The sequence below is a fragment of the Microbacterium fluminis genome (genome assembly GCF_051549805.1).
In the GTDB taxonomy this organism is placed as follows: Bacteria; Actinomycetota; Actinomycetes; order Actinomycetales; family Microbacteriaceae; genus Microbacterium.
Window position 1 is genome coordinate 638,978 of record NZ_CP196042.1, and the last position, 25,749, is coordinate 664,726.

Here is a 25,749-nt window from a genome sequence, read left to right on the forward strand (position 1 = left end):
GATGGTCGACCAGCTGCGGGGGGTGCTGTCGTTCCAGCAGGCGTTCGCGTTCGCGCCCCCGCAGGTGTGGGGGCTGGTGATGGTCGTGCTGTCGGTGCTCATGATGGCGTTGCTCTCCCGAGCCCGCGCGGTCGCCGCGGTCCCCACGTTCCTTCTCGGCGCGGTGTGGACTCTGTGGGCGGTGCCGATCTTCCTGTCGCCCGGGTTCATCCCCACCGCGCCGATCATCTACTCCGCGATCTCGATGATCACGCTGGCGGCCGGCTTCTTCTGCCTCCTCGAGCGGGAGGCGCAGCGTGAATGACGCTCAGCCGCTGCGGTGGTCGTCGCCCGCGAACGCGTGGGCGGTGGGCGCGCAGCTCCTGTCGATCACGATCCCGATCATGGCAGTGGCGGAGGGGTACCAGCCGGTCGCGTTGGAAGCGATCGCCGCGCCCCTCGCGGACATCTGGCAGTGGGTGCTGCTCGTCTTCGCCGTGATCGCGTTGGTGGCCAGCCTGACCATGCAGCTCGCCCTCGGCGACGGTTCCCGCATGCAGGCGGTCGTGCGGGTCGAAGCGTTCGCGACGGCCATCGTGTCCGCCTGCTACTTCACTCTCCTCGCGGCGCTGGTCCACGAATACGGGTGGGGGCAGGCGCCGCTCACACAGCTGCTGATCGGTGGCCTCGGGTTCATCGCTCTGCTGCGGGTCGGGCAGATCATCTGGGAGTCGTGGCGGTACCGCCGGGCTCGTCGTACCGGATCCGTCGTGACCTCGGAGGCGCTGGCCAAGCCGAAGGACACCTGATGACGCCGGAGCAGTTCGCCGGGCTCATCACGGCCACCGCCGTGCTGCTGACCGCAGTGGGCGGCACGATCGCGGCAATCGCCGCCGCGGTCCGTTCCTTCCGCCGCTCGGACTCTGCTCCGGCCCCCGAAGTCGGCATCCCCGCGACGGCGCACGACGACATCGACTACCGCGCGTACGCCGATCTGAAAGAGCAGCTCGCCAAGACGGAGGCGCGCGCGGAGAAGGCCGAGCACGACCGGGACTACTGGATGCACCGTGCGCTCGGCATCGACGAAGACACCCGACCACAGACCTGAGGAGGTCACGATGTCGATCGTGGTGCTGAGGCCGCCATACACAAGCGGCCAAATCGTACCCGCACCGAAGCGGGAGATGTGTGGCATCGGTCTGAAGGTGAGCGTGGATGGGGTGCTGACCGTCACGGATCCCGTAGCGCAGCAGGGCGTGTTCAGTTACGACTCGTCGGCGTAGGTGCCATCGTCCCGCCGCGCCGGCATCCGCGGCAGCGTCCACTCGATGTAGAAGTCGCCGTCGATCGGCCTCAGCAGCACAGACCCGGCCATGTAGGCGATACCCGGCATCCGGTCGAGCGCGTCGGTAAGGGCGTGGCTGATGGCCTGCTGCAGGTGCTCGTCGACGGTCCGGTTCATCATTCCCGGGTTGCCGTCCTGGTCATAGGAGACGTGCGCGGCATCGGCCGCCACGTCGGTCTCGTCCAAGACTTCGACCTCGAACTCCATCACCAGCCGCCGATATCTGCTCATGCGCGGCATTCTCCCGCGTCCTGTCGCCGCCACACCACCTTGACCTGAGGAGGTCATCATGAACCCCACCCGCCAGGATCTGATCCTCGCCACCATCCGCACCGCCGTTCCTGGCGCGATCGGCTGGGGGCTCGCGCAGCTGATCGCTGCGATCCCCGCCGTCGCCGACATCATCAAGTCGATCGACGGGGTGCTCGCCACGTCCGCACCCGGATTCACCGTCACGGTGATCCTCAACCTCGTCGCCGTCGGTCTCGTGATCGCCGCGTACTACCGGCTCGTGCGCGAGCTGGGGAAGCGGTGGCCGATCGTCGAGCGGTTCCTGCTGGGTTCGGCGAAGCAGCCCGTCGCGTACATCGACGCTGGCAGCGCCGACCAGGGCCCGGTGACGATCACCTCGCTGCCCGCGTCGGACATCGAGCAGCGCACGCAGGACGCGCTGCTCGCGAAGTACGCGGCCGGGCTCGGCCTGGACCGCCGCGACGTGACCGCCGACTTCGAAGCCATCCGCGCGCGCCTCGAGCTCGAACAGGGCTGACCTCATGCGGGTCCGCGAGCTGTGGGTGCTCGCGCTCGCGGACCTCGACCTCGCGCTGTGCGTCGTGATCGACGTGCTGCTGATCCTCAACCACTAAGCCGGGGCGTCGGCGACAAGCACAGTATTCGGGCCGAATCACTGGCCGGCGCCCCACCCCCATCGTCCCGGAAAGGACTCGCATCATGGCATTCCCCAACGCATCGAAAGAGGCCGCGATCCTCGCGGTGAAGTCCGGCGCGACGCACGCGTCCATCCACACCGCGGCGGCCGGAACGACCGGTGCGTCGGAGGCGACCGGCGGTTCGCCCGCGTACGCGCGGAAGGCGATCACCTGGACGGACGGCGCGTCGGATGGCTCGACCGCTGGCTCGCAGGTCACGTTCGACGTGCCGTCGGGCTCGTACGTGGAGATCGGGTTCTGGACCGCACTGACCGGGGGCACGTTCCTCGGGTCGATCCCGCTGAGCTCGATCGCGGTGCTCGGGTCGCAGGGACAGGTGCAGGTCACCCCGACGCTCACCGCGAGCTGATCATGCCTCTCGGGTTTCAGCCTTCGCGTGACAGCCTGAACCAGCGGGTGGGGCAGATCGCGGCGTCGTCGGCGCGCCTGTTCGAGGACATCAACCAGCTGGTCACGTGGGCGGCGCAGAACACCGACGCCAACCTCGTCACCCTCGGGATGACGGCGGGGGAGATCACCGAGTTCCGCACGTTCGTCGCGGACGCCACCAACTGGCGCGACACCACGTACGGGCAGCGGCCCCAGGCGCAGGCCACGAACTTCATGTTCAACATCCTCAAGGCCCGCGCCTACATCTGACCGGGGGGTGACCTGTGGCCGCGACCGTCCTCGCATCCGGCACGTCGACTGCCGCGACCACCACCCTGTCGTTCCCCGCCCAGCCTGCGGGGACTCTCCTCGTCCTCACGCTCACGTCGTCGGCTCTGCTCGCCACCTCCGGGTCGGGGCGGCCGGAGTCGACCGGTTGGACGAAGGGCCCCTCCGGGGTCGACTGGGTCGAAGCGACCATGTACGCGAAGGTCGCGTCCGGCGGGGAAACGTCGGTGCAGTACACGATCGGCTCCGCCGACCCGTCCGTGTACAACCTGGTCGCCTACGACGACGGGTTCGTCGCGTCGCCGCTCGGCGGGCCGTCATCGTCGCTGCACTCCCACAACGCCGCCGGGAACGCCTCGACCGACACCACCGCGATCACCCCCACCGCCGGCGCGTCATGGCTGGTCGTCGCGAACATCGGCGGCTCCCGTGACGGGGCCTCTAGCTTCACCAACCCGACCACCCTGACCAACAGCTACACCCGCCAGGCCGGTGCCCTGCAGACCACCCCCGACACGTACGGGAACACGCAGGGCTCCGCCGTCGTCACCGGCGGCACCGCCACCTCCACCGCAGGCTCCTGGGGCGGCGGCGGAGCGAAGTGCACCTACGGGCAGCTGTGGGCATTCCAGATCAGTGGTGGCGGTTCCTCGGTCACGCGGGACGCTGCCGGCGGGGTCACACTCGGCGGCACCGCGCCCGCGACGCCGCAGATCGCCCGGTCCGCGACTGGTGGCCCCACGCTCGGTGGGACGGCCCCACGCAACCTCCTCGCCGTGCGCACCGCGGACGGTGGCGTCACTCTCGGCGGAACCGCGGTGGCCATCGCACAGTCCGTGCGCACCGCCAGCGGTGGTGTGACCCTGGCGGGCACTGCCGAAGCTGTGCCGCGTGTGGTCGTCACCGCGACGGGTGGGCCCGTCATCGGCGGCACCGCACCCACCGTCGTGACGGTCCCGGCCACTGCAGCGGGTGGTGTCGCTCTCGGTGGCGACGCACCCGCGGTCGCCGTGCTGACACGGACCGCGGCCGGCGGAGTCGTCCTCAGCGGCACGGCCGACGTCAGCGGCGGCAGCGTGTCCCGCACTGCGCAGGGCGGCGTCACGATCGGCGGCACCGCCGACGCCACGGCACGGATCACCACCACCGCGGCCGGCGGGGTGAACCTGACCGGGACCGCTGAGGCGACGGTCATCGTCGCGCGCACCGCAACAGGATCGATAACGCTTTCCGGGACTGCCGTCGCGGTCGCGAAGGTCACCACGACGGCTGCCGGCGGCGTCACGCTCGCAGGTGTGGGCGACGTCGGCACCAGCGTGGTCCGCGACGCTGCCGGTGGTGTCGCTCTCGGCGGCACGGCACCTGCCGTCGCCCGCGTCATCACCACGGCGGCTGGTGGCGTGACTCTCTCGGGGACCGCCGCCGCGACACCTCTCGTGACGCGCAGTGCGCTCGGCGGTGTGACGCTGTCGGGCGTCGGGCAGCTGACCAGCGACCGCCGCGACATCACGGTCACCGCGTACCTCGAGCCGCGCCGCTGGTCGGCCAAGATCGAGCCGCGTCGCCGCACCGCTACCCTCGATCCTCGCCGTTGGGAAGGACACCTCGGATGACCGTGAACACGAGCTACGAACGGGAGACGAAAGAGCACCAGGCGGTCACGATCCTCTCGACCGTGAACGGCGAACCGGTGGACGTGACCGCGAGCGTGGAGCTTGCGTTGCTACCCGACCGGGTGCGCCCTCTCGAGGCGGACTGGAAGACGCCCGTGACGTTGCACGGGAAGCTCGGGGTCATGCTCACAGGCCTCACCCGAGGCACCTACCGCATCTGGTACCGAGTCACCGACAATCCTGAGATCGTCGTCGACAAGGTCGACGGGTACGTCCGCATCGACTAGCGACACCGGCTCCACCCACATCACGCCCGCTCCTGGCCTTCACTGGCCGGGGGCGGGCGTTTCGTGGTTCACTTACGCTCCTCGCGGCGCACGTCTGCGAGCTCGCTCACCGCCCCGGCCCACACCCAGCAGCGGAATGTTCGCCCTTCGATCTCGAACTCGATGCCGACCGCGTCCGGTGTCCACCGTGCGACGACCGCCCGGGTACGTACTGGCGTGTCCCCGAACCGGATCCACGCGAACACCTGCCGGCGTGGCTGCGGGTCGATCGTGAGCGGCACTGTCGCGAGCCGCAGCTCCTTCTTAGACAGCGTCTGCAGCGGTGCCCCCGACCTGACCGCGTCTCGCAGTTCCCGCTCCTCAGCGAGCTGCTCCCCGAGGTACGGGAAGCGTCTGTTCTGCCCCAACCGGATACCCCCCTGTCTCCGGCCGAGAATGCCACGCTGCGCCGACACGATGACGTCCGCGGCGCGGGGACTTGCAGATGGGCGATCCTTGCCGCATTCTGGACCGAAGTTCCGCCGTGCACCGACCCCTCCGCGCGGGACGCCGCCCACCGAATGAGAGAGGGGCGCCGAGGATAACCTCGACGCCCCAGGAGTTGCCACCAGATCAGGCCGTTGCAGCGGACTGTTCGACCAGGTAGCGGTACGCGCATTCGCCCGGACGGTCGATGCACGGCGGGAACGTCGCACCGATCTCGTGGTGCGTGACGACGGCGTACTGGTCAGCCCAGGTGCCGCTGAACGGCACGCGCTGGCCGGTCTTCCAGGACTCGTTGGGTCCCTTCGGCGTGTGGTGTCGCATGATCCTTCCTCCTTTCTGTCTCTAGACTGCGGACATGACACTGATCGCCTTCCCGACGGATCGGGCTCAGCGAGCAGCCGACGAGCGCACCTGCGTGTGCGGCTCGACGTGGTTCAGGCTCGAGCGGACGAACCTGCAGGGTAAACGGACCGGCGGCGTCGTGAACGTCGACAGAGACGGCCGGATCGTGGGTTGGTCGGGCGAGCTGATCTGTAACGACTGCGAGAAACAGCTCTAGCCCGAAACCTTGATAGGCCTCGGGCTCGTCGCGGACGTTGACGCTACTGATGCATGGGTCGGCGATCATGAAGCTCATTCGTCAAGGTCGTCGTCACGCTCTCGCTGCTCACGGGTTCCCCGTCCCTTCGTTCAGCCGACATGTGTGGAAGTGGGCTTAACGATAGGTAGTCGATCGGGCGCAGACGGCCCCCGACACGCCGGTCACAGAAAAGAGGAGAGGCCCCTCATCGAGGGACCTCTCCTGCGACCTTGGCGGTGAGCTGCTTCCACACAGGCTGACCAGCGGACTCTTCGATGTTACGGGCGATGCTGGTGATATGTGCTGATTTACGCTGAGTGTTGCTGACGTTGTGAGCCTGCGCTCGAGGCGGAGGTCCCCGACGGGTACCAGCTGCTCAGCGTCCGCGCTGTCTCAACGACTCCCCACGACGCGGTGACCGCTCATCGAGTGCTCAGGCGTCGCCCGCAGCACTGATCGAGCGCTGTCGACTCCGCTCCAGGAAGGCGGCCGCAATCAGCAGCACGACACTCACGAGAACGATCGCGACGCCTACCCCGACTCCGACCTGGTTCGAGGACATGTCGCTGTCGAAGGGACTGCGTCCCGTGGTGAGGAGAACGTACAGCGACGCGCTCTGGTAGGCGTCGAACGCCCTCGCTGACCCGCTCCACACTGCCACGCCGACGATGAGCAGGAGCGCGCCGATGACGGCTAGCCAGAGCGATGGTTTCCGCATGAGGCTGAGCATACCGACTGGATGCGGCGCACGATCGTGAAGTGATGGGATACACCATCGGATGCACCAGACCTAGACTTCCGGTAGCGGGAGAGAGATTCGAACTCTCGACCTCACGATTATGAGTCGTGCGCTCTCACCAACTGAGCTACCCCGCCGCGTGGCATCCGAGGAACGGATGCCGGGTGTTACGAGCCCCGAGACAGGATTGAACTGTCGACCCCTTCCTTACCATGGAAGTGCTCTACCACTGAGCTATCGGGGCGTGCTGACCGCGCGCGGGCAACTAGAAGAGGATATCAGAGCCGAGGCATCCGACCGAACCGCGTCAGCAGGTCGCGTGGGTGCGGAACCAGGGCAGCGGGTCGATCGCAGTGGTCCCGCCCGCGAGGATCTCGACGTGTGTGTGTGCGCCGAACGAACGGCCCGTGTCGCCGGTGCGACCGATGTACTGACCGACCGTGACGTGGTCGCCGACCTGCACCTGACGCGAGCCGTACTGCATGTGGCCGTAGCGGCTCGAGACGAGCTGTCCGTCGACCACGTGGTCGATCACGATGGTCACGCCGAAGGCGCCGCCGCTGTCGGTCGAGATGCGCACGACGCCGTCGGCGATCGCCTGGATGTGCGAGCCGTCGCCGGGAGTGAAGTCGACGCCTTCGTGCATGACGCCGTCGCGCATGCCGAAGCCGTAGCTCATGGTCACGCCCACCGCGAACGGCCACTGGATCGGGCAGCGCGTGTTGTTCGTGAACACGGAGCTGGAGAAGTTCGAGATGCCGACCGCGCCGGCGAGGTCGACGAGCTTCGCGGTCTGGTAGTTGCCCGACCGGCTCACCTGTGCGTTCTGGATCTCGGACGGCGCGACGTAGGCCTGGATCTGCCCCTTCGAGACGACGTCGCCGGCGAGCTGCTGCGGCGCCGAGGTGATCGTGTCGGTGCGGGTGGCGGCCGCCACGGCCTCGGCAGGCGTCGTCATGCCCACGGCGAGCAGGCCGACGATGCCCATGACGCCGAGGGTGAAGGATGCTGCGGCCACCCGTCGGAACGACGCGCCCCGCCGGGAGCGACCCCGAGAGGCGACGTGCGCGGCGGGAGCGGGCGCCTCGGGTGCCTCGTCGGGCACGACGCGCATGATCGGCGTCTCACCCGTGAACGAGAAGAGCCTGGCGGCCGCTTCGAACTCGTCGACCGGCGCCTGCGAACCCTCGGCCGACATCGGGATGGTCTCGTCGACGATCGGCTCGGCCTCGACGACGGGCTCGATCAGCTCGAACGACTCGGTCGCCTGTGTCGGTTCGAATGACTCGGCTGCCTCAGCAGTCATGGCCGGCGGAGTCACGTCGTCCGTCGCTGCGGGAGCCTCGGCGGCGACGGGCGTGAGCGCCTCGGGCGAGGGCTCGCTGTCGGAGATCACCGAGATCGCGACCGTCGGGGTCGCGATGATCCGGCGGGCGCGGCGCGAGAGCTGTGCGGGCGCGGACGCCGTGGTCTCGGGCGTCTCGTGGACGGGCGCGTCCGCAGCGGCGACGGCGGGCGCGGCATCCGTCGACGTCTGCTCCTCGACGGGTCGGCCCCAGACGACCGCAGGACGGGCGGCCGAAGCCTCCGCTCGCCGCCGGCGCGTCTCGGAACGCGACTGCCCGGGGTCTCCGATCGCCGGCGCCGAAGGCGCAACGAGGGGTCGGCTGGATCGGCGCGTGCGGCCGGGCTCAGCCAAGGGTGCATCGAAAGACAAGCGGCGGGGGGCTTTCACATCTGCGTCGCACGGCGAGGCGACAGAACGGACTCGGGCTTCGGATCTGACTCGCCGTTTCGGGCAGCGAAGATAACGATCGGGTAAACACTACCCCGGGCGACCTGAGAACGCCATGTACGACGCGGGGTCGATCCGGGATCAGCTCCCGGTGACGCCGAGCGCGGCGAAGGCGAGATCGTCGAACAGCGCGTGCCCGCTCGCGAGCGTCATCGTCTGCCCGGGGCGCCCGTCCGGGGCTCCTCCGACCGCACCGCCCGCCTCGGTCACCAGGAGGGCACCGGCGGCATGGTCCCACGGGTTCAGGCCGCGCTCGAAGTACCCGTCGAGGCGACCGGCCGCGACGTACGCGAGATCGAGCGACGCGGCGCCGATGCGGCGCAGGTCGCGCGCCAGCGGCATCACCCGCGCGACACGCGCCAGGTCGCCCGCGTGGGTCGCCGGGTCGTAGCCGAATCCGGTCGCCAGGAGCGCGCCGGCCACGCCGCGCTCGGCGTTGACGGCGAGGCGCTCGTCACCGAGCCACGCTCCGCCGCCGCGCACCGCGTGGAACAGCTCGTCGGTCGCGGGGGCGTAGACGGCGGCCGCCTCGGCGGTCCACAGACGAGGATCGGGATCGCCGCTGACGGCCGCGATGCTCACCGCCCACACCGGGATGCCGTACGCGTAGTTGACGGTGCCGTCGATCGGGTCGACCACCCAGGTGATGCCCGAGGTGCCGCGCTCGGCCCCGGTCTCCTCGCCGAGGAACCCGTCGTGCGGGCGCGCCGCCGCGAGTCGGGCGCGGATGAGCGCCTCCACCTCGCGGTCGGCCTCGGTGACGATGTCGGCCGCCGCCGACTTGGTCGCGGCGATCGCGACACCCTCCGCGCGACGCCGGATCGCCAGTGCGCCGGCCTCCCGGGCGATCTCGACGGCGAGCGCGTGCAGGTCGTTCTCGAGGGCCATGACACCCACGCTAGTCGCGGTTCGAGATGCCCTCGACGCGCGTGCCGGCCGGTACCGTGGCGGCATGACCCGCACGCATGACGTCGTGATCGTCGGCGGCGGCCACAACGCCCTGGTCGCCGCCGCCTACCTCGCCCGCGCCGGACTCGACGTGGCGCTGCGCGAGCGCCTCCCCCACCTCGGCGGCGCCGCCGTGTCCGAGGCGCCGTGGCCGGGCGTGGATGCGCGCCTGTCGCGCTACTCGTATCTCGTCAGCCTCCTCCCCCGCCGCATCGTCGAGGAGCTCGGGCTGCGGATCGATCTGCGCCGCCGGCGGTACTCGTCGTACACCCCCGATCCGGCTGACCCGTCGCGCGGCATCCTGGTGGACCGCGCGGATGCGGCGGCCACCGAGGCATCCTTCTCCCGGGTCGGCACGCCCGCCGACGCGCCACGCTTCGCCGCGTGGGGCGGTCGGGTCGGCGCCCTCGGCACGGCGATCTTCCCGACGATGACCGAGCCGCTTCCCACCCGCAGCGAGATGCGTGCGCGACTCGGCGACGACGCTCTGTGGGCCGACGTCGTGGAGCGTCCCCTGGGCGGTATGCTGCGCACCGCTCTCGATTCCGACCTCGCCCGTGGCATCGCCCTCACCGACGGACTCATCGGGACGTTCGCGTCCTCCGACGACGCATCGCTGCGGCAGAACCGCTGCTTCCTGTACCACGTCATCGGCGGCGGCACCGGGGACTGGGATGTGCCGATCGGCGGGATGGGCCGTGTGACGGCCGAGCTCGAGCGGGTCGCTCGCGAGGCGGGCGCCGATCTGCGCACGGGGTCACCCGTGACCGCGATCAGCCCCGACGGCGAGGTGTTCGTCGGCGGCGTCGTGCCGGAGAGGCTCGCGGCGCGGGTGGTGCTGAGCGGGGTCGGCCCGGCAGTGCTCGCCGATCTGATCGCCGCGCACGAGGCGCGCGAGACGACGCCGGCAGTGGGCGGCGGCGGCGCGCGACCGGAGGGAGCGCAGCTCAAGGTCAATCTGCTGCTGCGCCGGCTCCCGCGCCTGCGCGATCCGCACGTCGACCCGGTCGCCGCGTTCGCCGGCACGTTCCACGTCAACGAGACGATGACGCAGCTCGACACCGCCTTCACGCAGGCCGTGGCCGGCGGCATCCCGGATCCGCTGCCGCTCGAGATCTACTGCCACTCGCTCACCGACCCCTCGATCCTCGGACCGGCCCTCCGCGCGGAGGGCGCGCAGACCCTGACGCTGTTCGGCCTGCAGACCCCGCATCGCCTCGTGGAGGGGACGGATGCCGCGGCCACCCGCGCGGCACTGCTCGCCGCCGCGCAGCGCAGCCTCGACGCGGTGCTGGCCGAGCCGATCGAGGACTGCGTCTACATCGCGCCGGACGGCTCGCCCTGTGTCGAGGCGCGGACCACGGCCGATCTGGAGGACAGCCTCGGCATGACCGGCGGCGACATCTTCCACGGTCCGCTGTCGTGGCCGTGGCTCCACGACGACGCGCCCGCCGAGACACCCGCACAGCGGTGGGGTGTGGCGACCGCGCACGCCCGCATCCTGCTGTGCGGAGCGGGGTCGCAGCGCGGCGGCGGCGTCAGCGGACTCGGCGGACACAGCGCGGCGATGGCCGTGCGGGAGATGCTCCGACGCTAGAGGGCGGGCGGGAACGCCGAGGCCGCGGGCTCCGCTGCCCGCGTCGACGACCGCAGGCTCTGCCGCCGACGCCGGCGGGCAGGACGATGGCCGGTCCCGGAGAGGAACCGGCCATCGGTCATGACGACGTCACTGCTGGTGGGGCGGCAGGGGCGGTGCCGGAGGATAGCCCTCGTATCCCGCAGGCGGGGCGGCGGGGGGCCAGCCCTGGGCAGGCGGCGCCGGCTGCATCGGCGGCCACTGGGTGCCGGGCTGCTGCGGCGCGGGCTGCGGCGCGTGCCAGTCGGGCTGTTCCGGAGCGGGCTGCTGCGGGGCGGGCGCCTCGTGCCCGGGCCACTGCTGCGGCGGCGCGGGCCACTGCTGCGGGGCGGTCCACGGGGGTGGCGTCTGCGCGTCGAGCGCCGGCCACGCGGCGGCCTGCGCGGGAGGAACCGCCGCGGGAACGACCTGCGCACCCGGCGACGGGTGGCCCGTGTAGTAGGCGTTCCAGTCGGGGCTGCCGTCGGGCAGCACCGGGAGTGGGGTGAACCCGTCGACGTACGTCGGCCACGGAAGGGCTGCCTGCGGTGCGCCGGCATGCGACTTCTTGGGGGCGAACAGCACGTTCGTGAGCGGGATCAGCGCCGTGCCGACGGCCGCCAGGATCGTGATGGCGACCGCGAGCCGCCAGTACCACTCGCCGAAGTCGACGAACTCGTTGAGGATGAGGGCGACCACGAGCATGACGCCGAGGATCGCCGTGAGCGCCAGCGTGATGTAGCCGACGGCGGTGGTGAATGCGGTCGTGCGGCGCAGGAACGCCTTCGAGTAGAGGCGCAGGTGCAGCAGCCAGAGCTGCAGGAGCAGCACGATTAGCAGGAACGACATGAACCGGCCGAAGCCGTTGCCGTAGGAGTAGCCGAACTCGGAGCGGGCGTAGGGCATCCAGATGAGGAAGGCCCCCGCCAGGAGCGTGACGACCCACACGATCATGCTCGCCAGCGCGAACCACGCGGGACGGCGAGGTGCGAGATGGGCGTCGAGGATCGCGACGCCGGCGAACGCCGCCAGCAGCAGGATCGTCAGGAACGCGCGGCCGATGATGTCGTTGGACGGCCCGATCAGCACCCATACGACGCAGACGATCGCCCCCGCGATGAGGGCGCCGATCGCGACCCAGATCGCGATGCGGATCAGACGCGAGTTCGAGGCATCCGTCGCCGGAGGACCGAAGCGGGGATCATGCGCGGTCATGGCGTTCCTCTCTTCCGGGCCGGGCGCCCGCACGCCCATCCTGTCACGCGGTCCCCGCGCGACGGGAGGGCGGCCCACGATCGGGGGAACGCGCGCACGGGGAGGAGCATGGGGAGGAGCGGAACCGGAAACGAATGAGCCCCCGACGCGCGGGGGCTCATTCGTTCTTACATCCGGAGGACTCACGTCCTGGTGGCGAGTGAGGTGTCTGGGTTCACGACATAGGCGACAGGTGATCGGCGACACGTGAGTCGGGTCATAGGCGACACTCGTGCATGTCGTCGAAGCATCGGGTTGTGGTGTTGAAGATCGTCTCAGGGCAGCTCACGGTTACCCAGGCGGCGGCCGAGTACGGGATGTCGCGGCAGTATCTGCACAAGCTGCTCGCCCGCTACCGCGACGAGGGCCTGGACGGGTTGCAGCCACGGTCCCGCGCCCCGTTGACGAGTTCGCAGGCGGTCACGGACAGGGTCCGGGTCCGGGTCGTGGAGCTGCGGCACGCGTTGACCGCTGCCGGGACGGACGCCGGCCCCGTCACGATCGCCTGGCACCTCGAACGCGAGGGCTTGCGGGCCCCATCGACCTCCACGATCCGACGCATCCTGCACACCGCCGGGCTGATCGTGCCCGAACCACGCAAACGACCGAAAAGCTCCTACATCCGGTTCGAAGCCTCCCAGCCCAACGAGACCTGGCAATCCGACTTCACCCACTGGCGCCTCGCGGACGGCACCGACGTCGAGATCCTGAACTGGCTCGACGACCACTCCCGCCTGCTCCTCAGCTGCACCGCCCACCGGCCCGTCACCGGCCGTGACGTCGTGGACACGTTCCTGACAACCATCGATGCCTACGGGCCGCCCGCGTCGACCCTGACCGACAACGGCCGCGTCTACACCGCCCGTCACGGAGGAGGCCGCAACCAGTTCGAATACGTCCTCGCCGCGCTGAACATCCGGCAGAAGAACGGCGCCCCGAACCACCCTCAGACCCAGGGGAAGATCGAGAGATTCCACCAGACCCTGAAACGATGGCTGACCGCCCGCCCACGCGCCGCCACGATCACCGAGCTGCAGACCCAGCTCAACACGTTCCGCGAGCACTACAACACCACCCGACCCCATCGCGCCCGAGGAACCACGCCAGCCACCGCCTACGCCAGCACACCCAAAACCGCGCCCTCCGGACACGACGACCGCACCCACTACCGGGTCCGTCACGACCACGTCGACACCAACGGGAAGATCAGCTTCCGCCGCGCAGCCCGCGTGCACCACCTCGGCATCGGCGCCACACATCGCGGGAAACGCTGCATCCTCATCGCCGACGACCACACCATCACCGTCGTCCACCTCGACACCGGCGAGATCATCGCCACCAACACCATCGATCCCACTCGGACCTACTGGCGAAACAACGAAAAAGAGCCCGGCCGATGGCCGGGCTCCTCCTCGTGAATGTCTCCTATGTCGCGACTCAGATGTCTCCTATGTCGCGACTCATCACATGGTGGCGAGTGAGGGATTCGAACCCCCGAAGTCGAAGACGGCTGATTTACAGTCAGATCCCTTTGGCCGCTTGGGTAACTCGCCAGGGCGCACCCACCCGACTTGAACAGACGACCGGAGGCGCGATCAACGATCCTACCCCGCGATAGCGCCGGTCTGAAATCAGGCCTCGGAGTGCGAAGGCTGGAGCACGCGCTCCACGAACGCCTCCGCCCGACGACGCGTGCCGTCGATGCGCCGATCGACGCTTCCCCGCACCTCGCTGGGCGCCAGGGGCAGCGCCAGACGCACGTTCTCGTGGCAGGAGAGGTCGGCGCAGATGTAGGTTCCGACGCTGTCGCCGTGGTCACCTGCCGCGCCGGCCTTGCGCGCCGTGAACAGCGACACCTGATCGCCCGGCTGCATCGTGTGGCAGAGGTTGCACATCGCCGACCGCGCCCGCGAGGTCCCCTCGGCAGCCCGCACGACGACGCCGGACACGACGCCGTCGACATCGGTCACGACGTATCCCCGGCCGCGCGTGCGCGGATCACGCCACGCGAGGAAGTCGACGTGGAACCAGTCGATGAGCACGAAGTCGTGCGGGAGCGCCATCTGCCGCACCTCGTCCGGTGTGGCGTTCGCCAACGACTCGCGGACGTCGATCTCGGTCATCGGGCGCATCGGTCCTCCTCGCGTCGCGGTCAAGTCTACGAACGACGGATGCCTCAGGCATCCTTCCCTCGTCTCCTCGGTCCGCCCCGGCACCCGTCGGTAGACTGCCGTCCATGGCTGATTCATCCTTCGACATCGTGAGCAAGGTCGACCACCAGGAGGCCGAGAACGCGCTCAACCAGGCGCGCAAGGAGCTCGAGCAGCGGTACGACTTCAAGGGCACCGGCGCCTCGATCGAGTGGAGCGGCGAGCAGGTGCTCATCAAGGCCGGCACCGAGGAGCGGGCCAACGCCGTGCTCGACGTGTTCCAGTCGAAGCTCATCAAGCGCGGCATCTCGCTGAAGAGCCTCGACTCGGGTGAGCCGTTCGCCAGCGGCAAGGAGTACCGCATCCTGTCGTCGATCAAGAACGGCATCTCGTCGGAGGACGCCAAGAAGATCAGCAAGATCATCCGCGACGAAGGACCCAAGTCGATCAAGTCGCAGATCCAGGGCGACGAGCTGCGCGTGCAGTCGAAGTCGCGCGACGACCTGCAGGAGGTCCAGCGCCTGCTCAAGGCGGCCGACGTCGAGGTCGACCTGCAGTTCGTCAACTATCGCTGAGCCTCACCCGCAGTACTCCCACGGGATGTCGCCGCTGGTGACGCCGATCTCGTCGACCAGCCCCGTCTCGACGCGGAAGAACATCGCCCCGGCCTGCAGGTATCGACCCTGGCGTATCACCTCGACCGCGTACGGATAGGCCGCGAGGACCTCGTCGATCGTCGAGCCGATACCGATGCCGTCGACGGTATGCGGACCGTCGGCGCGCGCCCAGGCCGCGACATCCAGCGGATCGTCGACGCCCGCGCCCCATCGTGCGAAGAACAGACGGCCGGGCCGGATGGAGTACGCATGTCCGCAGGCGTCTTCAGCCTGCGGAACCGCGGCGATCGCCGCGCTGAACGGCATCCCGAGAACGAGGGGGCCCATGCCCTTCTGCGACACGATCCAGTTCATCGGGTCGGCAGGGTCCGGTGCCGGGGGCGGGGGGCTGGCAGGCGTGGCTGACGGCGTCGGAGTCGAGGTCGGGCTGGGTGACGGGGCCGGGCTGACGCTCGAGGTCGGGCTCGCGGCGGGGGGTCCGACGACGAATGCGTCGCGGGCGAAGTAGGTCGCCGCCACGATCGCGCCGCCCGCGACGACGAGGGCGGTCACCGCGGTGACCCACTGGATGGTGCGATGGCGGCGCGCCCGCGGCCGTGCGGGCTCGGCAGGACGGCGATCGGCGCGCGACTCGGCGACGGTCAGGCGCGGGGCCGACTGACGGGCGACGTGCTGGATCAGTCCTTCGCGGATGGCATCGGAGCGAGCGGGGTCGAAGTCAGGCATCACGCACCTCCTTCGATCGAGAGGAATGGTCGGAGATCGGCGCGCAGACGACTGCGCAGTCGGGCGATCCGCATCCGCGCGGTCGCCTCGGTGACGCCGACCGCTTCGGCGGCCTCACGCACGGTGAAGCCCTCCACCGCCGTCATCGCCAGCAGCCGCGCGTCAGCTGGACGCGACGCTCCGACGATCTCCCTCAGACGCAAGAGGGCGGGATCTCCGAGTTCGGCGACGCGCGTCGCGGGGTCGGGCGCGTCGGGGGACGGCGGAAGCTTCTCGAGGAAGACCCGATACCGCAGCCGAGCGCGCGCAGCGTTGCGGTGCACGTTCTGCGCGGTGACGATCAGCCACGGCAGCACCGAACCGTCGACGAAGCGGATGGCCGTGCGCTTGCGCCACAGCTCCAGGAAGACTGCGGCGCTGAGGTCCTCGGCATCCGGACTGCTGTTGCCCGCCGCGATGAGGTGACGGAAGACGCGGTTACGGTGTCGATCCCAGATCGCGCCGAAAGTGCGATGGTCTCCGGACAGCACGATCTGCCAGAGATCCTGATCGGAAGGTTCACTCACACTCTGTAGTGTCCGCAGACCCCGCGATGATCACGGTGACGTCCCGTGGGGTGGTGTAGTTTCCCGGCTCGAGTGTCACGTCGATGACGTGGTGAGCCATCGTGCGATGGTCAGTGAGAACTGTCTAGGAATCTCACGGAAGGACACATACGCACGATGGCTCTTGACCAGTCTGCCCTCCTCGAGTTGCTCGGGGAGCTGAAACTCACAGATGTGAATAACCGGATCCGGGTCGCGACCGAGACGCTCTACCAAGAGCTGATCGACGCGGAAGCGGCCGCGTTCATCGGCGCCGCCCCGTTCGAACGCAGCCCGGACCGGGTGACCCAGCGCAACGGGTCCCGGCTTCGCACGCTCACTACGACCGCGGGTGAGCTCGAGTTGCGGATCCCGAAGCTGCGGCAAGGGTCGTTCTTCCCGTCGCTGCTGGAACGCCGCCGCCGAGTCGATCAAGCACTGTTCGCGGTCGTGATGGAGGCGTACGTGCACGGCGTGAGCACCCGCAAGGTCGACGATCTCGTCAAGGCGCTCGGCGCGGACACCGGCATCTCGAAGTCGGAGGTCTCGCGGATCTGCGGCAACCTCGACGAGGACGTCGCCGCGTTCCGGGACCGGCCGCTCGCAGACACGACATACCCTTACGTGTTCCTCGACGCGACTTACTGCAAAGCCCGCGTCGGCCGGCGCGTCGTCTCCCAAGCCGTGGTCGTCGCGGTCGGTGTCGCCGCCGACGGGCGCCGGGAAGTCCTGGGGTTCGAGGTCGGGGACACCGAATCGCAGCCGTTCTGGACCACGTTCCTCCGATCCCTCAAGGCCCGCGGACTGGACGGGGTGAAGTTGGTGATCTCCGATGCTCACACCGGGCTGATCGCCGCGATCGACACCGTGTTCCAAGGCTCGTCATGGCAGCGGTGTCGGGTTCACTTCATGCGGAACGTGCTCGCGAACGTCCCGAAGACCGCCGGCCCGATGGTCGCGTCGATCATCCGCACGATCTTCGCGCAGCCCGACACCGAGCATGTGTTCACCCAGTTCCATGAGGTCGTCCGCATGCTGACCCGGTCGCACCCGAAGATCGCCGGCATGCTCGAGGACGCGAAGAACGACATCCTCGCGTTCTGCGCGTTCCCCGCCGCGCACTGGCGACAGATCTGGTCCACCAACCCGCTCGAACGCGTCAACAAAGAGATCAAACGCCGCACCGACGTGGTCGGCACGTTCCCCAACCCGGCCGCGCTGCTGCGCCTCGCGGGGCACGTCCTGATCGAGCAGCACGATGAATGGGACGGCGCCGACCGCCGCTACTTCTCGGAGCACTCGATGAAGCTCCTCACCGCCGAACACGAGGAGGTGGCGATCCCAGAACTGACCGCGGCATAATCACAACAGCTGACCCTGCACGGTGTTGAGAAACTCCACCACTCAGCGGGACGTCACCATGATCACACGATCGCGACACACTCGTTCGAGCTTTTCCTTCTTCGCTTCGCGCCCCGATGAACCCGATCCGCGGAATTCCGCGGATTCGAGGCGCCGGTCCCTGGGAAGTCCCTATGTCCCCCATTTGGTGGACAAATAATGTCCCCCAAATGGTGGACATTTCCCGATCTGCCGGTAGCATCGATCCTGGCCCGTTCGGGGACCGGCAGTCTGGGGAGACCCGGTCTTCCGATCAGGTCACTTTTTGGGGGATAGAAGATCTGGGGATCTTCGGGGTAGTCGGAAATCTGGGGATGACCGGCGACATCTGAGAAATCTGGGGACGCTGACTTCGCGCAGCATCTGTACACAGCGCGGCCCCCTTCAGGGTGCCAGTGGTGACTGTGCGGACCCTGAAGGGGGCTACTTCCCGAGTCCACCTGAATGGCCGATGCTGGGGACATCGGCTCTCGGCCTGGGGAACCGTTCAGGTGAACGTATTGCAGGCACTCACAAGGTATCAGCCGCGCGACGTAGCGGCACCCCACTCCCGCCGCGGAATCTTCGGCGTGTCGCGGGGTGTCGTGTGTCCGCGCGCACGCGATTCAGACGAGCGGATGCCTCGAGGCGAGGCATCCGATGATCCATTCCCGCAGGCGTACGTACGCCGTCCGACGCGACTCCGGGGCCGACAGGAACACGTCGTGCACCGCGCCGTCGATGCGCGCGATCGTCACGAACGCGCCGATGCGGGTCGCCGCACGGGCGATGTCGTCGACCACCAGCACCGAGTCCGACGCCGTCAGCTCGTCCGACCACGTGAACGCCGAGCCCGTCCTGCGCGAGAGCAGCACGAACGCCGGACAGCCCACCTCGACCCCGCGCGCGATGGTGCGATGCCCCTCGAGCACCGCGTTCAGCCAGCCCGGGTGCGTCGCGAAGCCCAATTCGGGCCGCCATGCCGCAGGCCCTTCGGGGAGCGAGCCGAGGGTGCGCTGCGCACGGGTGTAGTAGCCGAGGTCCACGGCCGGGTGGGCGCCGAGCGGGTCGAGCCGCGCGCGCACCCCGACGATCGGCGCGAGGGCCTGCCGGCCGACCGCGCCGAGCTGCAGCTCCAGCCACGGGCTGTTGAGCACGAGCGCCGCCGCGACACCGGGATGCCGGGCGGCCCACAGGGTGAGAGTGAGCCCGCCGGTGGAGTGCCCCATCAGCACAAGACGGCGGGAGGAGGCATCCCGGTGTGCGAGGCTCTGGTCCATGGCGGCGAGTGCGGCGGCGATGTCGGCGTCGTATACGCCGAGGTCGGCGGTGTAGCCCGGCGTCTGCCCCTCGCGCAGGGAGCGACCGTACTTGCGCAGGTCGAGGGCGAAGAAGCGGGCGCCGAGGTCGGTCCAGAAGTCGGCGAGCTCGGTCTGGAAGAAGTAGTCCGACCACCCGTGCACGTACAGCACGTCGACGTCGCCGAGCGGCTTGAACGGCGCCGTGAGGCGGTTGCCGGTGCTGCGCACGAGCGTCGCGACGACCGGTCCTTCGTCGTCATCGCCGAGCGGCAGGGTGAGCTGCTCGAACGGCGACCCGAGGATGTCGGGCACCCACTCCGCGGCCATGCCGGCCAGCCTAGCCCGCCGTTTGCGGGCGGTTGACTGACGCTCCGGGAGGAGATCTACGGCTCAGGAGGGTCGCGCAGCTCATCTCATCCTCCCGAGAGGTCGACGTCCTCCCGAGGAGTCACCGGCCTCAGAGGATCGCGCGATGCAGACCCTGCGCGACCGCGCGCATGATCCTCTCCTGCACCTGGTGCCAGCGCTCCACGACGTCGGTGTATCCCACCCGGATCACGTGATACCCCAGCAGCATCAGCGCGGCGTCGTGCGCGATGTCGGCCTCACGCTGCGGTCCGACGTGATGCCCACCGTCGATCTGCAGCACGAGGCGATCGCCGATGAGGAGGTCTACGCGATGCCCAGAGATCCAGATCTGACGCCGTAGCGGCAGATCGAGCCATCTCAGTCGAGGCACCACCAGGGTCTCCAGGCCGGAGTCGGCGTAGGGATCGGCGTCGTCGAGCACACGACGCGCCGCAGGCGGCAGTGACAGCCTGGCCATCGCGGGCTTCTCCACACGCCCTTTCCGCAACGCGGACTCGAAGACCGCGAGAGCCTGCTCGTAGGGCAGGCAATCAGCAACCAGCACGAGGACGTTCTCGATGGGATCTTCCAGGCGGTCCGGATGCCTCGGAACGAGCGCCTTCGCCCAGTGGACGGTGGCTCGGGGAAGCCGAACATGACCGGCGTGGGGCGGGCTCGCCACGTGGAGGCCCGGCTCACCCAGGACCCACAGACCGAGCCGTGACGCCTGGGTGACACACGTGAGCGAGACACCATGACGTGCGGCATTGACCAGCATGGGGTCGGCGTCGGGCACGGACAGCCAACCGCGGCGAACGCGTTGCACGTCTCCGTCGGTGACGGCCCGCTCGACCTCGCGACGACCGATCCCGTCGTCGCTGAGAGCGCCGACCCGCACCACGCCGCCACCCCGGCGGACAGCATCCGATGCCCTGCTCACCCGGTCAGAATGCACGCGCGACGCGAGGCACCGCCCGCCGACGTTCGGTCTGTGTGGAGAACCACTACCGCGACAGCTCTCAAGACCGCTCGGGAGGAGAGCGTCACGCTGTGATTCGGGAGGAGATGTGCGCTTCGGGAGGATCCAGATGCTGAATCGCTCCTCCCGAGATGCGGATCTCCTCCCGGAACGCGCGCGGAGACCCCGCGAACGAGGCGAGACCCGCGGGCTACTCGCCGCGGGAGATGCGCACCATCTCGTCGCGCGGGACGACCTTGATGCGCGCGCGGCCGTGCGGCTCGCCGAGGCCGACCTCGTGCTGGTCGAGGCGGTGCCAGCCGTCGAGGTCGGTCCAGGCCACCCCGCGCGAAGCCAGGAGCTCCGGGATCGCCTCCTCCGAGGGGTCGGCGGGCTGCCACCACGAGCCCTGGTCGTTGATGAGGTGGCGCACGGTCTCCATCGCGTCGGACTTGGTGTGCCCGATGAGTCCGACCGGCCCGCGCTTGATCCATCCGGTCGCGTACATGCCGGGCACGCGCTCGTTGGAGTCCTTGCGCAGCACCTGACCCTCGTGGTTGGGGATGACCCCGTGGCGCTTGTCGAAGGGCACTCCCGCCAGCGGCGAGCCGAAGTAGCCGACGGCGCGGTAGATCGCCTGGATCGGCACCTCGCGGATCTCGCCGGTGCCGACGACGCCGCCCTGTCCGTCGGGCCGGGTGCGCTCGTACCGGAAGCCGGCGACACGGCCCTCCTCGACGATCACCTCGACGGGCTTGGCCCAGAAGTGCAGGTGAAGACGACGGGATGCCTCGCCGCCGGAGCCGTTGACGCCGGGACGCTCGCGCCACGACTGCAGCACGCGGTCGATGACCTTGACCTGCTTGTTGGTGGCGATGGCGGCCAGGGATGCCTCGTCGTAGTCGAAGTCCTCGTCGTACACGACCATGTCGACGTCGCGGAGCTCGCCGAGCTCGCGCAGCTCGAGCGGCGTGAACTTCACCTGCGCAGGGCCGCGGCGCCCGAACACGTGCACGTCGGTGACGGGCGAGGCCGCGAGCCCCGCGTGCACGTTGTCGGGGATCTCGGTGGGCAGCAGATCCTCGGCATGCTTGGCGAGGATGCGGCTGACGTCGAGCGCGACGTTGCCGTTGCCGATGACGGCCACCGACTCCGCCTCCAGCGGCCAGGTGCGCGGCACGTCGGGGTGTCCGTCGAACCAGCTCACGAAATCGGCCGCGCCGTACGAACCGTCGGCATCGATGCCGGGGATGGCGAGGTCGGTGTCGCGGATCGCGCCGGTGGAGAAGATGACGGCGTTGTAGTGGCGCTTCAGGTCGTCGAGGGTGATGTCCTCGCCGAAGCGCACGTTGCCGAAGATGCGGATGTCACCGCGGTCGAGCACCTCCCGCAGCGCCGTGATGACGCCCTTGATGCGCGGGTGGTCGGGCGCGACGCCGTACCGGACGAGTCCGTAGGGGGCGGGGAGCTGCTCGAACAGGTCGATCGACACGTCGAACTTGCGCTCAGCCTTGAGGAGAATGTCGGCGGCATAGATGCCCGCCGGTCCTGCACCGACGATGGCCAGCCGGAGCTTGGTCATGGGGGTCCTTTCGGTTCTTCGCCGAGCTTGTCGAAGCGTCGCGCGGGCGGCCCTTCGACAAGCTCAGGGACCGGTGGAGGCTAGCTGGAGCGGTCGGCGACGGCCTGCGCGAAGCGCGTCAGCGCCTCCCGCACGGCGCCGTCCGGCAGCGGCGCGAGGGCGGCGATCGCGTCGCGCGACCACGCGTGCGCCAGGTCGAGGGTGGCCTGCGTCGCGTCGTGCTCGCGCAGCTCGGCGAGCGGGCCGTCGAGGATCGCCGGGTCGGCGCCGTCGGCGATGCGGGCGACGCCGGCGTCGATGCGCTCGCGCAGATCGATGGACGAGGCATCCGTCCGCTGCGACAGCAGGAGGTAGGGCATGGTCGGCACGCCCGCGCGCAGGTCGGTGCCGGGCACCTTGCCGGTCTCATCGGGGTCGTCCGAGAGGTCGATGACGTCGTCGAGGAGCTGGAAGGCGACACCGCACTTCTCGCCGAAGACGCGCATCGGCTCCTCGAACTCGGCAGGGCCGTTCGAGAAGATCACGCCGGCCTGCGCCGCGGCGGCGATCAGCGATCCGGTCTTGTCGGAGAGCACGTCGAGGTAGAACGCGACGCGGTCGTCGTCCTCCTGCGGCCCCACGGTCTCGTGCAGCTGCCCGAGCACGAGCCGCTCGAACGTGTCGGCCTGCAGCTGGATGGCGCCCTCGCCGTGGCGCGCCATGATCTGGCTCGCGCGCGAGAACAGCAGGTCGCCGGTGAGGATGGCGACGTTGTTGCCCCACACCGCGTGCGCGCTGGGTACGCCGCGACGCTTGTCGGCGGCGTCCATGACGTCGTCGTGGTAGAGCGATCCGAGGTGCGTGATCTCGAGCGCGGCGGCGGCCTCGATCACGTCGTCGGTCATGCCGTCGCCGAGCTTCGACGTGAGCAGCGCCAGCATCGGGCGCAGCCGCTTGCCGCCGGCCTCGTACAGGTAGCGGCTGGCGGCGTCGGCCACGGAGTCGGTCACCCGCAGCTCGGCGGCCAGGCACACCTCGACCCGCTGCAGGCCGTTCTCGACCTCCGACATCAGCCGGCGCGAGCGCGGACCGGCGAAGATGCGGTCGGTGAGGCCCAGCTTGCCCGCGAGGGGCGATCCGGGCACGGGAGGAGTCACGGCCCCAGCCTACCCGGCGCCGTCTCCTGGCCGGGTCCGCGGAGGCGCGGGCTCAGGGCACGCTCAGGCGGCGTCGGGCTTGACGGCGCGGTGCAGGGCGACGATCCCGAACGAGAGGTCGCGGTGCGCGACATCCGTCCACCCCGCCTCGCGGATCCACCCGGACAGCGTGCGCTGGTCGGGCCAGTCGCGGATCGACTCGTTCAGATAGTCGTAGGCCGCGGCGTTCGAGCTGACGGTTCGGGCCACGACGGGCAGCACGCGGTCGTTGTAGAAGCGGTAGAGCCGCTCGAACGCCTCCGACGTCGGGTGCGAGAACTCGCACACCACGAGGCGTCCGCCCGGCCTGGTCACCCGCAGCAGCTCGCGCAGCGCCTTCTTCGGATCGTTCACGTTGCGCAGCCCGAACGACATCGTGACCGAGTCGAACTCGTCGTCGGCGAACGGCAGGGCCGTGGCATCCGCCTCCACGAAGGACAGGTTCCGGATGCCTCCCCCGGCGGCCTGCGGACCGTAGCGGCGCGCGCCTTCGGCGATCATCCCGGGCGAGAAGTCGGCGGCGACGACCTCGGCGCCGCTGCGGGCGAGGGCGACCGACGACGCTCCGGTGCCGGCGGCGAGGTCGAGGATGCGCTGACCCGCCCGCGGCGCGACGGCGCGCGTGGTGGCCGCACGCCACAGCCGGTCGTTGCCGAGACTCAGCACCGTGTTGGTGCGGTCGTAGGCGGGCGCGACCTCGTCGAACATCCCGCTGACGCGGGCGGGGTCCTTGCCGAGGTCGGCGCGAGAGGTCTCCGGAGTCACCCGTCGAGTCTACGGCGGCGGTCGCTCCGCACAGGTCGAGCGGGCTCAGCGCAGGTCGAGCGCGGCGAGCCTCGCGAGCCATCCGTCCGCGGTCGCCGCGTCGAACGGGGCCTCCCCCACCGTCACCCGCTTCTCGAGGTCGACCGCGAGGGTCTCGAGGTGGGCGACGATGTCGAGCGGGTACCCGTAGGCGACCCGGTGCTCGTCCCACTCGTCGCGGTCGTCGATGTAGATGCCGCGGTCGAGGTGGGACACGACGTCGAGGTCCATGTCCACGCCGGTCGGCTCGCCGGCGTCGGACCACCGGACGTCCCACGCGAGGTCGATGTACACCTTCGTGCGGGCGGGGGCGGCGTTGTGCGTGTAGGCGTAGTCGCCCGACGGCGGCAGCAGCGTCACGTTCGGGTGCTCGGCGGAGAACTCGCGACCGGGACGGATGCTGCGCCACCCCACAGGCTGCCCGAACCAGTAGCCGAACCGGTCGCTGCCGAGGTACACGCAGTCGTGCTCCCAGTGCGTCGCGCCGTCCCACTTGCGCCACCGGAAAGTCAGGCGCGTCCCCGGCTCCGGGCGAGGATCGCGGTCGGTGCTCACGGTGCGAGTCTAGGCTGGCACGATGAGCCTGCGGCCCGCGCACACCTCGCCGCCCCGGCTGCGCGCCGTCACCCGCGAGGTCGACGCGATCGAGGACGTGCTGGCCTACACGCCCGGCTACGACCCGCTGTTCTGGAGCCGCCGCGGCGATGCGATGGCGGCCTTCGGCACCGTGCTGTCGTGGGGGGCGATGCTCTCCCCCGTCGCGCCGGGCATGCCCGTAGGGCAAATCGCCGACACGTGGCGCACGCTCGCCGAGGCGGCATCCGTCGACGATCCGGTCGGCCTGCCGGGAACCGGACTCGTCGGCTTCGGCTCGTTCGCGTTCGACCCGCGCTCGGACCGCGAGAACGCGTTCGTGATCCCCGACACGATCGTGGGGCGTCGCGGCGGCCGGTCGTGGGTGACGCGCATCGGCTACGTCGACGCCGAGGGTCTCGAGCCCGAACTGCCCACCCGCATGCCGTTCGGCCCGCACTGGTCGGCCACGCTCGGCCCAGGTGCCATGACCCCCGAGGGCTATATGGCGGCGGTGGCCGCAGCGGTGGCCTCGATCCGCCGCGGCGAGCTCGACAAGGTCGTGCTGGCCCGCGACCTCGTCGGCACCATCCCCGCCGGCGCCGACCTCCGCCGCCTCGTGCGCGAGCTCGTCACCGGCTACCCGGACTGCTGGACGTTCGCCGTCGACGGTCTGATCGGAGCGAGCCCGGAGACCCTCGTGTCGGTCTCGCACGGCACCGTCACCGCGCGCGTGCTCGCCGGCACGATCGCGCGGGGCGCCGACGCGGACGCGGATGCCGCGGCATCCCTCGCCCTCGCGACCAGCGCGAAGGACCAAGAGGAGCACCGATTCGCGGTGCGGAGCCTGCTCGACACCCTGCGCCCGCATACGAGCGCGCTGGCCGCGGCTGAGCAGCCGTTCACCCTGAAGCTGCCGAACGTGTGGCACCTCGCGACCGACGTCGAGGGGACCCTCGGCGATGCGTCGTCGGCGCTCGACCTGGTGCGGGCGCTGCATCCGACCGCGGCGGTGGGCGGGACGCCGACGGATGCCGCGATCGAGGCGATCCACGAGAGCGAGCCGTTCGACCGCGGCCGCTATGCCGGCGCGGTGGGCTGGATCGACGGCTCGGGCGACGGCGAATGGGCGATCGCGCTGCGCTGCGCCCAGTTCGGCCCGGCCCGCCCCGGTGCGGCGACGGTCCCCGTCGCCGCATACGCGGGTGCCGGGGTCGTCGCCGACAGCGACCCCGAATCGGAGCTGCTCGAGACCCGGGTGAAGTTCCGCCCGATCGTCGACGCCCTGGCCTGACCCACCCTG

At 69.8% G+C, this 25,749-nt stretch carries 30 protein-coding genes and 3 tRNA genes; 14 read left to right on the plus strand and 19 right to left on the minus strand.

Translation table 11 applies throughout. From position 1 onward, the window contains the following. Position 1: 1 nt before the first annotated feature. The 3 genes from ACSJDX_RS02975 to ACSJDX_RS02985 are packed head-to-tail and all read left to right on the plus strand — an operon-like array spanning position 2 to position 1,087. A complete protein-coding gene (locus ACSJDX_RS02975; protein WP_438354102.1) occupies positions 2 to 304 on the plus strand; it encodes a hypothetical protein in 303 nt (100 codons plus the stop codon). Next, positions 297 to 788, plus strand: a complete 492-nt coding sequence (locus tag ACSJDX_RS02980) for a hypothetical protein (RefSeq protein ID WP_438354103.1) — start codon at positions 297 to 299, stop codon at positions 786 to 788. The genes ACSJDX_RS02975 and ACSJDX_RS02980 overlap by 8 nt, the downstream gene beginning before the upstream one ends. Beyond that, a complete protein-coding gene (locus tag ACSJDX_RS02985; protein ID WP_438354104.1) occupies positions 788 to 1,087 on the plus strand; it encodes a hypothetical protein in 300 nt (99 codons plus the stop codon). The genes ACSJDX_RS02980 and ACSJDX_RS02985 overlap by 1 nt, the downstream gene beginning before the upstream one ends. 156 nt (positions 1,088 to 1,243) lie before the next feature. Here the strand turns inward: ACSJDX_RS02985 and ACSJDX_RS02990 are convergent, their stop codons facing one another. Continuing rightward, positions 1,244 to 1,555, minus strand: coding sequence for a hypothetical protein (locus ACSJDX_RS02990; protein WP_438354105.1), 312 nt, complete (start codon positions 1,553 to 1,555; stop codon positions 1,244 to 1,246). A gap of 58 nt (positions 1,556 to 1,613) precedes the next feature. Here ACSJDX_RS02990 and ACSJDX_RS02995 point away from each other — a divergent pair, with 58 nt between their 5' ends. From ACSJDX_RS02995 to ACSJDX_RS03015, 5 genes are all read left to right on the plus strand, one after another. Then, the gene (locus ACSJDX_RS02995; RefSeq protein ID WP_438354106.1) at positions 1,614 to 2,093 is read left to right on the plus strand and encodes a hypothetical protein; all 480 of its coding nucleotides are present in this window, start codon (positions 1,614 to 1,616) and stop codon (positions 2,091 to 2,093) included. Between the two features lie 182 nt (positions 2,094 to 2,275). Beyond that, entirely contained in the window at positions 2,276 to 2,623 is a 348-nt protein-coding gene (locus tag ACSJDX_RS03000; RefSeq protein WP_438354107.1) for a phage tail fiber protein, read from the plus strand. A gap of 2 nt (positions 2,624 to 2,625) precedes the next feature. Next, complete coding sequence (locus ACSJDX_RS03005) at positions 2,626 to 2,913, plus strand: hypothetical protein (RefSeq protein WP_438354108.1); 288 nt, start codon at positions 2,626 to 2,628, stop codon at positions 2,911 to 2,913. Positions 2,914 to 2,927: 14 nt separating this feature from the next. Further along, entirely contained in the window at positions 2,928 to 4,544 is a 1,617-nt protein-coding gene (locus tag ACSJDX_RS03010; protein ID WP_438354109.1) for a hypothetical protein, read from the plus strand. Next, on the plus strand, positions 4,541 to 4,831 hold the full coding sequence (locus ACSJDX_RS03015; protein ID WP_438354110.1) for a hypothetical protein: 291 nt from the start codon (positions 4,541 to 4,543) through the stop codon (positions 4,829 to 4,831). Before ACSJDX_RS03010 ends, ACSJDX_RS03015 begins: the two co-directional genes overlap by 4 nt. Before the next feature lie 68 nt (positions 4,832 to 4,899). Here ACSJDX_RS03015 and ACSJDX_RS03020 read toward each other — a convergent pair whose 3' ends face one another. Beyond that, positions 4,900 to 5,238, minus strand: a complete 339-nt coding sequence (locus ACSJDX_RS03020; RefSeq protein WP_438354111.1) for a hypothetical protein — start codon at positions 5,236 to 5,238, stop codon at positions 4,900 to 4,902. A 205-nt stretch (positions 5,239 to 5,443) separates the two neighbouring features. Next, positions 5,444 to 5,638, minus strand: a complete 195-nt coding sequence (locus ACSJDX_RS03025; RefSeq protein WP_438354112.1) for a hypothetical protein — start codon at positions 5,636 to 5,638, stop codon at positions 5,444 to 5,446. A 34-nt stretch (positions 5,639 to 5,672) separates the two neighbouring features. Here ACSJDX_RS03025 and ACSJDX_RS03030 point away from each other — a divergent pair, with 34 nt between their 5' ends. Then, the gene (locus ACSJDX_RS03030; RefSeq protein ID WP_438354113.1) at positions 5,673 to 5,876 is read left to right on the plus strand and encodes a hypothetical protein; all 204 of its coding nucleotides are present in this window, start codon (positions 5,673 to 5,675) and stop codon (positions 5,874 to 5,876) included. Between the two features lie 454 nt (positions 5,877 to 6,330). Here ACSJDX_RS03030 and ACSJDX_RS03035 read toward each other — a convergent pair whose 3' ends face one another. The 5 genes from ACSJDX_RS03035 to ACSJDX_RS03055 all read right to left on the minus strand — a co-directional run bounded on the left by ACSJDX_RS03035 (position 6,331) and on the right by ACSJDX_RS03055 (position 9,319). Beyond that, entirely contained in the window at positions 6,331 to 6,615 is a 285-nt protein-coding gene (locus ACSJDX_RS03035) for a hypothetical protein (protein WP_438354114.1), read from the minus strand. 84 nt (positions 6,616 to 6,699) lie between these two features. Beyond that, positions 6,700 to 6,773, minus strand: a tRNA-Met gene (locus ACSJDX_RS03040). A 35-nt stretch (positions 6,774 to 6,808) separates the two neighbouring features. After that, positions 6,809 to 6,880, minus strand: a tRNA-Thr gene (locus ACSJDX_RS03045). A 63-nt stretch (positions 6,881 to 6,943) separates the two neighbouring features. After that, the gene (locus ACSJDX_RS03050) at positions 6,944 to 8,335 is read right to left on the minus strand and encodes a peptidoglycan DD-metalloendopeptidase family protein (RefSeq protein WP_438354115.1); all 1,392 of its coding nucleotides are present in this window, start codon (positions 8,333 to 8,335) and stop codon (positions 6,944 to 6,946) included. 177 nt (positions 8,336 to 8,512) lie between these two features. Beyond that, positions 8,513 to 9,319 carry an inositol monophosphatase family protein gene (locus ACSJDX_RS03055; protein ID WP_438354116.1) on the minus strand — a complete coding sequence of 269 codons (807 nt, stop codon included), beginning with the start codon at positions 9,317 to 9,319 and terminating at the stop codon, positions 8,513 to 8,515. Positions 9,320 to 9,383: 64 nt separating this feature from the next. On the opposite strand from ACSJDX_RS03055, the gene ACSJDX_RS03060 reads away from it, so the two are divergent. After that, positions 9,384 to 10,976, plus strand: a complete 1,593-nt coding sequence (locus ACSJDX_RS03060) for a phytoene desaturase family protein (protein WP_438354117.1) — start codon at positions 9,384 to 9,386, stop codon at positions 10,974 to 10,976. A gap of 129 nt (positions 10,977 to 11,105) precedes the next feature. Here ACSJDX_RS03060 and ACSJDX_RS03065 read toward each other — a convergent pair whose 3' ends face one another. Then, the gene (locus ACSJDX_RS03065; RefSeq protein ID WP_438354118.1) at positions 11,106 to 12,209 is read right to left on the minus strand and encodes a hypothetical protein; all 1,104 of its coding nucleotides are present in this window, start codon (positions 12,207 to 12,209) and stop codon (positions 11,106 to 11,108) included. A gap of 275 nt (positions 12,210 to 12,484) precedes the next feature. Between ACSJDX_RS03065 and ACSJDX_RS03070 the strand changes: the two genes are divergently transcribed. After that, complete coding sequence (locus ACSJDX_RS03070) at positions 12,485 to 13,666, plus strand: IS481 family transposase (RefSeq protein WP_438352326.1); 1,182 nt, start codon at positions 12,485 to 12,487, stop codon at positions 13,664 to 13,666. Positions 13,667 to 13,716: 50 nt separating this feature from the next. Here ACSJDX_RS03070 and ACSJDX_RS03075 read toward each other — a convergent pair. Both ACSJDX_RS03075 and ACSJDX_RS03080 read right to left on the minus strand, forming a co-directional pair. Then, positions 13,717 to 13,801, minus strand: a tRNA-Tyr gene (locus ACSJDX_RS03075). Positions 13,802 to 13,879: 78 nt separating this feature from the next. Next, positions 13,880 to 14,380, minus strand: a complete 501-nt coding sequence (locus tag ACSJDX_RS03080) for an FBP domain-containing protein (protein WP_438354119.1) — start codon at positions 14,378 to 14,380, stop codon at positions 13,880 to 13,882. A gap of 104 nt (positions 14,381 to 14,484) precedes the next feature. Between ACSJDX_RS03080 and ACSJDX_RS03085 the strand changes: the two genes are divergently transcribed. Next, the gene (locus ACSJDX_RS03085; RefSeq protein ID WP_438354120.1) at positions 14,485 to 14,973 is read left to right on the plus strand and encodes a YajQ family cyclic di-GMP-binding protein; all 489 of its coding nucleotides are present in this window, start codon (positions 14,485 to 14,487) and stop codon (positions 14,971 to 14,973) included. 3 nt (positions 14,974 to 14,976) lie between these two features. On the opposite strand, the gene ACSJDX_RS03090 is transcribed toward ACSJDX_RS03085, so the two are convergent. Together ACSJDX_RS03090 and ACSJDX_RS03095 are read right to left on the minus strand one after the other, a co-directional pair. After that, positions 14,977 to 15,741, minus strand: coding sequence for a hypothetical protein (locus ACSJDX_RS03090; protein WP_438354121.1), 765 nt, complete (start codon positions 15,739 to 15,741; stop codon positions 14,977 to 14,979). Further along, complete coding sequence (locus tag ACSJDX_RS03095; RefSeq protein WP_438354122.1) at positions 15,741 to 16,307, minus strand: RNA polymerase sigma factor; 567 nt, start codon at positions 16,305 to 16,307, stop codon at positions 15,741 to 15,743. Before ACSJDX_RS03095 ends, ACSJDX_RS03090 begins: the two co-directional genes overlap by 1 nt. Before the next feature lie 156 nt (positions 16,308 to 16,463). On the opposite strand from ACSJDX_RS03095, the gene ACSJDX_RS03100 reads away from it, so the two are divergent. Further along, a complete protein-coding gene (locus ACSJDX_RS03100; protein WP_438352217.1) occupies positions 16,464 to 17,687 on the plus strand; it encodes an IS256 family transposase in 1,224 nt (407 codons plus the stop codon). Positions 17,688 to 18,331: 644 nt separating this feature from the next. On the opposite strand, the gene ACSJDX_RS03105 is transcribed toward ACSJDX_RS03100, so the two are convergent. The 6 genes from ACSJDX_RS03105 to ACSJDX_RS03130 all read right to left on the minus strand — a co-directional run bounded on the left by ACSJDX_RS03105 (position 18,332) and on the right by ACSJDX_RS03130 (position 24,428). Next, positions 18,332 to 19,333: an alpha/beta hydrolase gene (locus ACSJDX_RS03105; protein WP_438354123.1), complete on the minus strand. Its 1,002-nt coding sequence runs from the start codon at positions 19,331 to 19,333 to the stop codon at positions 18,332 to 18,334. A 130-nt stretch (positions 19,334 to 19,463) separates the two neighbouring features. Further along, a complete protein-coding gene (locus ACSJDX_RS03110) occupies positions 19,464 to 20,294 on the minus strand; it encodes an endonuclease domain-containing protein (RefSeq protein WP_438354124.1) in 831 nt (276 codons plus the stop codon). A gap of 229 nt (positions 20,295 to 20,523) precedes the next feature. Next, positions 20,524 to 21,894 (minus strand): FAD-dependent oxidoreductase, encoded by a 1,371-nt coding sequence (locus tag ACSJDX_RS03115; RefSeq protein ID WP_438354125.1) that lies wholly within the window; start codon positions 21,892 to 21,894, stop codon positions 20,524 to 20,526. A gap of 80 nt (positions 21,895 to 21,974) precedes the next feature. Beyond that, positions 21,975 to 23,030, minus strand: coding sequence for a polyprenyl synthetase family protein (locus tag ACSJDX_RS03120; protein WP_438354126.1), 1,056 nt, complete (start codon positions 23,028 to 23,030; stop codon positions 21,975 to 21,977). Positions 23,031 to 23,093: 63 nt separating this feature from the next. Then, entirely contained in the window at positions 23,094 to 23,777 is a 684-nt protein-coding gene (gene ubiE, locus ACSJDX_RS03125; RefSeq protein WP_438354922.1) for a bifunctional demethylmenaquinone methyltransferase/2-methoxy-6-polyprenyl-1,4-benzoquinol methylase UbiE, read from the minus strand. A 102-nt stretch (positions 23,778 to 23,879) separates the two neighbouring features. After that, positions 23,880 to 24,428, minus strand: a complete 549-nt coding sequence (locus ACSJDX_RS03130) for a DUF402 domain-containing protein (RefSeq protein WP_438354127.1) — start codon at positions 24,426 to 24,428, stop codon at positions 23,880 to 23,882. Positions 24,429 to 24,450: 22 nt separating this feature from the next. Between ACSJDX_RS03130 and ACSJDX_RS03135 the strand changes: the two genes are divergently transcribed. Further along, positions 24,451 to 25,740, plus strand: a complete 1,290-nt coding sequence (locus ACSJDX_RS03135; protein WP_438354128.1) for an isochorismate synthase — start codon at positions 24,451 to 24,453, stop codon at positions 25,738 to 25,740. The last annotated feature ends 9 nt before the right edge of the window (positions 25,741 to 25,749 follow it).

Excerpts from the sequence above, each read along its gene's own strand:
- ACSJDX_RS03070 (WP_438352326.1), top strand. The coding sequence starts at position 12,485 with ATGTCGTCGAAGCATCGGGTTGTGGTGTTGAAGATCGTCTCAGGGCAG.
- ACSJDX_RS03035 (WP_438354114.1), bottom strand. The coding sequence starts at position 6,615 with ATGCGGAAACCATCGCTCTGGCTAGCCGTCATCGGCGCGCTCCTGCTC.
- ACSJDX_RS03005 (WP_438354108.1), top strand. The coding sequence starts at position 2,626 with ATGCCTCTCGGGTTTCAGCCTTCGCGTGACAGCCTGAACCAGCGGGTG.
- ubiE (WP_438354922.1), bottom strand. The coding sequence starts at position 23,777 with ATGTTCGACGAGGTCGCGCCCGCCTACGACCGCACCAACACGGTGCTG.
- ACSJDX_RS03105 (WP_438354123.1), bottom strand. The coding sequence starts at position 19,333 with ATGGCCGCGGAGTGGGTGCCCGACATCCTCGGGTCGCCGTTCGAGCAG.
- ACSJDX_RS02975 (WP_438354102.1), top strand. The coding sequence starts at position 2 with ATGGTCGACCAGCTGCGGGGGGTGCTGTCGTTCCAGCAGGCGTTCGCG.
- ACSJDX_RS03055 (WP_438354116.1), bottom strand. The coding sequence starts at position 9,319 with ATGGCCCTCGAGAACGACCTGCACGCGCTCGCCGTCGAGATCGCCCGG.
- ACSJDX_RS02985 (WP_438354104.1), top strand. The coding sequence starts at position 788 with ATGACGCCGGAGCAGTTCGCCGGGCTCATCACGGCCACCGCCGTGCTG.
- ACSJDX_RS03135 (WP_438354128.1), top strand. The coding sequence starts at position 24,451 with ATGAGCCTGCGGCCCGCGCACACCTCGCCGCCCCGGCTGCGCGCCGTC.
- ACSJDX_RS03085 (WP_438354120.1), top strand. The coding sequence starts at position 14,485 with ATGGCTGATTCATCCTTCGACATCGTGAGCAAGGTCGACCACCAGGAG.
- ACSJDX_RS03015 (WP_438354110.1), top strand. The coding sequence starts at position 4,541 with ATGACCGTGAACACGAGCTACGAACGGGAGACGAAAGAGCACCAGGCG.
- ACSJDX_RS03090 (WP_438354121.1), bottom strand. The coding sequence starts at position 15,741 with ATGCCTGACTTCGACCCCGCTCGCTCCGATGCCATCCGCGAAGGACTG.
- ACSJDX_RS03065 (WP_438354118.1), bottom strand. The coding sequence starts at position 12,209 with ATGACCGCGCATGATCCCCGCTTCGGTCCTCCGGCGACGGATGCCTCG.
- ACSJDX_RS03115 (WP_438354125.1), bottom strand. The coding sequence starts at position 21,894 with ATGACCAAGCTCCGGCTGGCCATCGTCGGTGCAGGACCGGCGGGCATC.
- ACSJDX_RS02990 (WP_438354105.1), bottom strand. The coding sequence starts at position 1,555 with ATGAGCAGATATCGGCGGCTGGTGATGGAGTTCGAGGTCGAAGTCTTG.
- ACSJDX_RS03025 (WP_438354112.1), bottom strand. The coding sequence starts at position 5,638 with ATGCGACACCACACGCCGAAGGGACCCAACGAGTCCTGGAAGACCGGC.
- ACSJDX_RS03080 (WP_438354119.1), bottom strand. The coding sequence starts at position 14,380 with ATGCGCCCGATGACCGAGATCGACGTCCGCGAGTCGTTGGCGAACGCC.
- ACSJDX_RS03000 (WP_438354107.1), top strand. The coding sequence starts at position 2,276 with ATGGCATTCCCCAACGCATCGAAAGAGGCCGCGATCCTCGCGGTGAAG.
- ACSJDX_RS02995 (WP_438354106.1), top strand. The coding sequence starts at position 1,614 with ATGAACCCCACCCGCCAGGATCTGATCCTCGCCACCATCCGCACCGCC.
- ACSJDX_RS03060 (WP_438354117.1), top strand. The coding sequence starts at position 9,384 with ATGACCCGCACGCATGACGTCGTGATCGTCGGCGGCGGCCACAACGCC.
- ACSJDX_RS03100 (WP_438352217.1), top strand. The coding sequence starts at position 16,464 with ATGGCTCTTGACCAGTCTGCCCTCCTCGAGTTGCTCGGGGAGCTGAAA.
- ACSJDX_RS03030 (WP_438354113.1), top strand. The coding sequence starts at position 5,673 with ATGACACTGATCGCCTTCCCGACGGATCGGGCTCAGCGAGCAGCCGAC.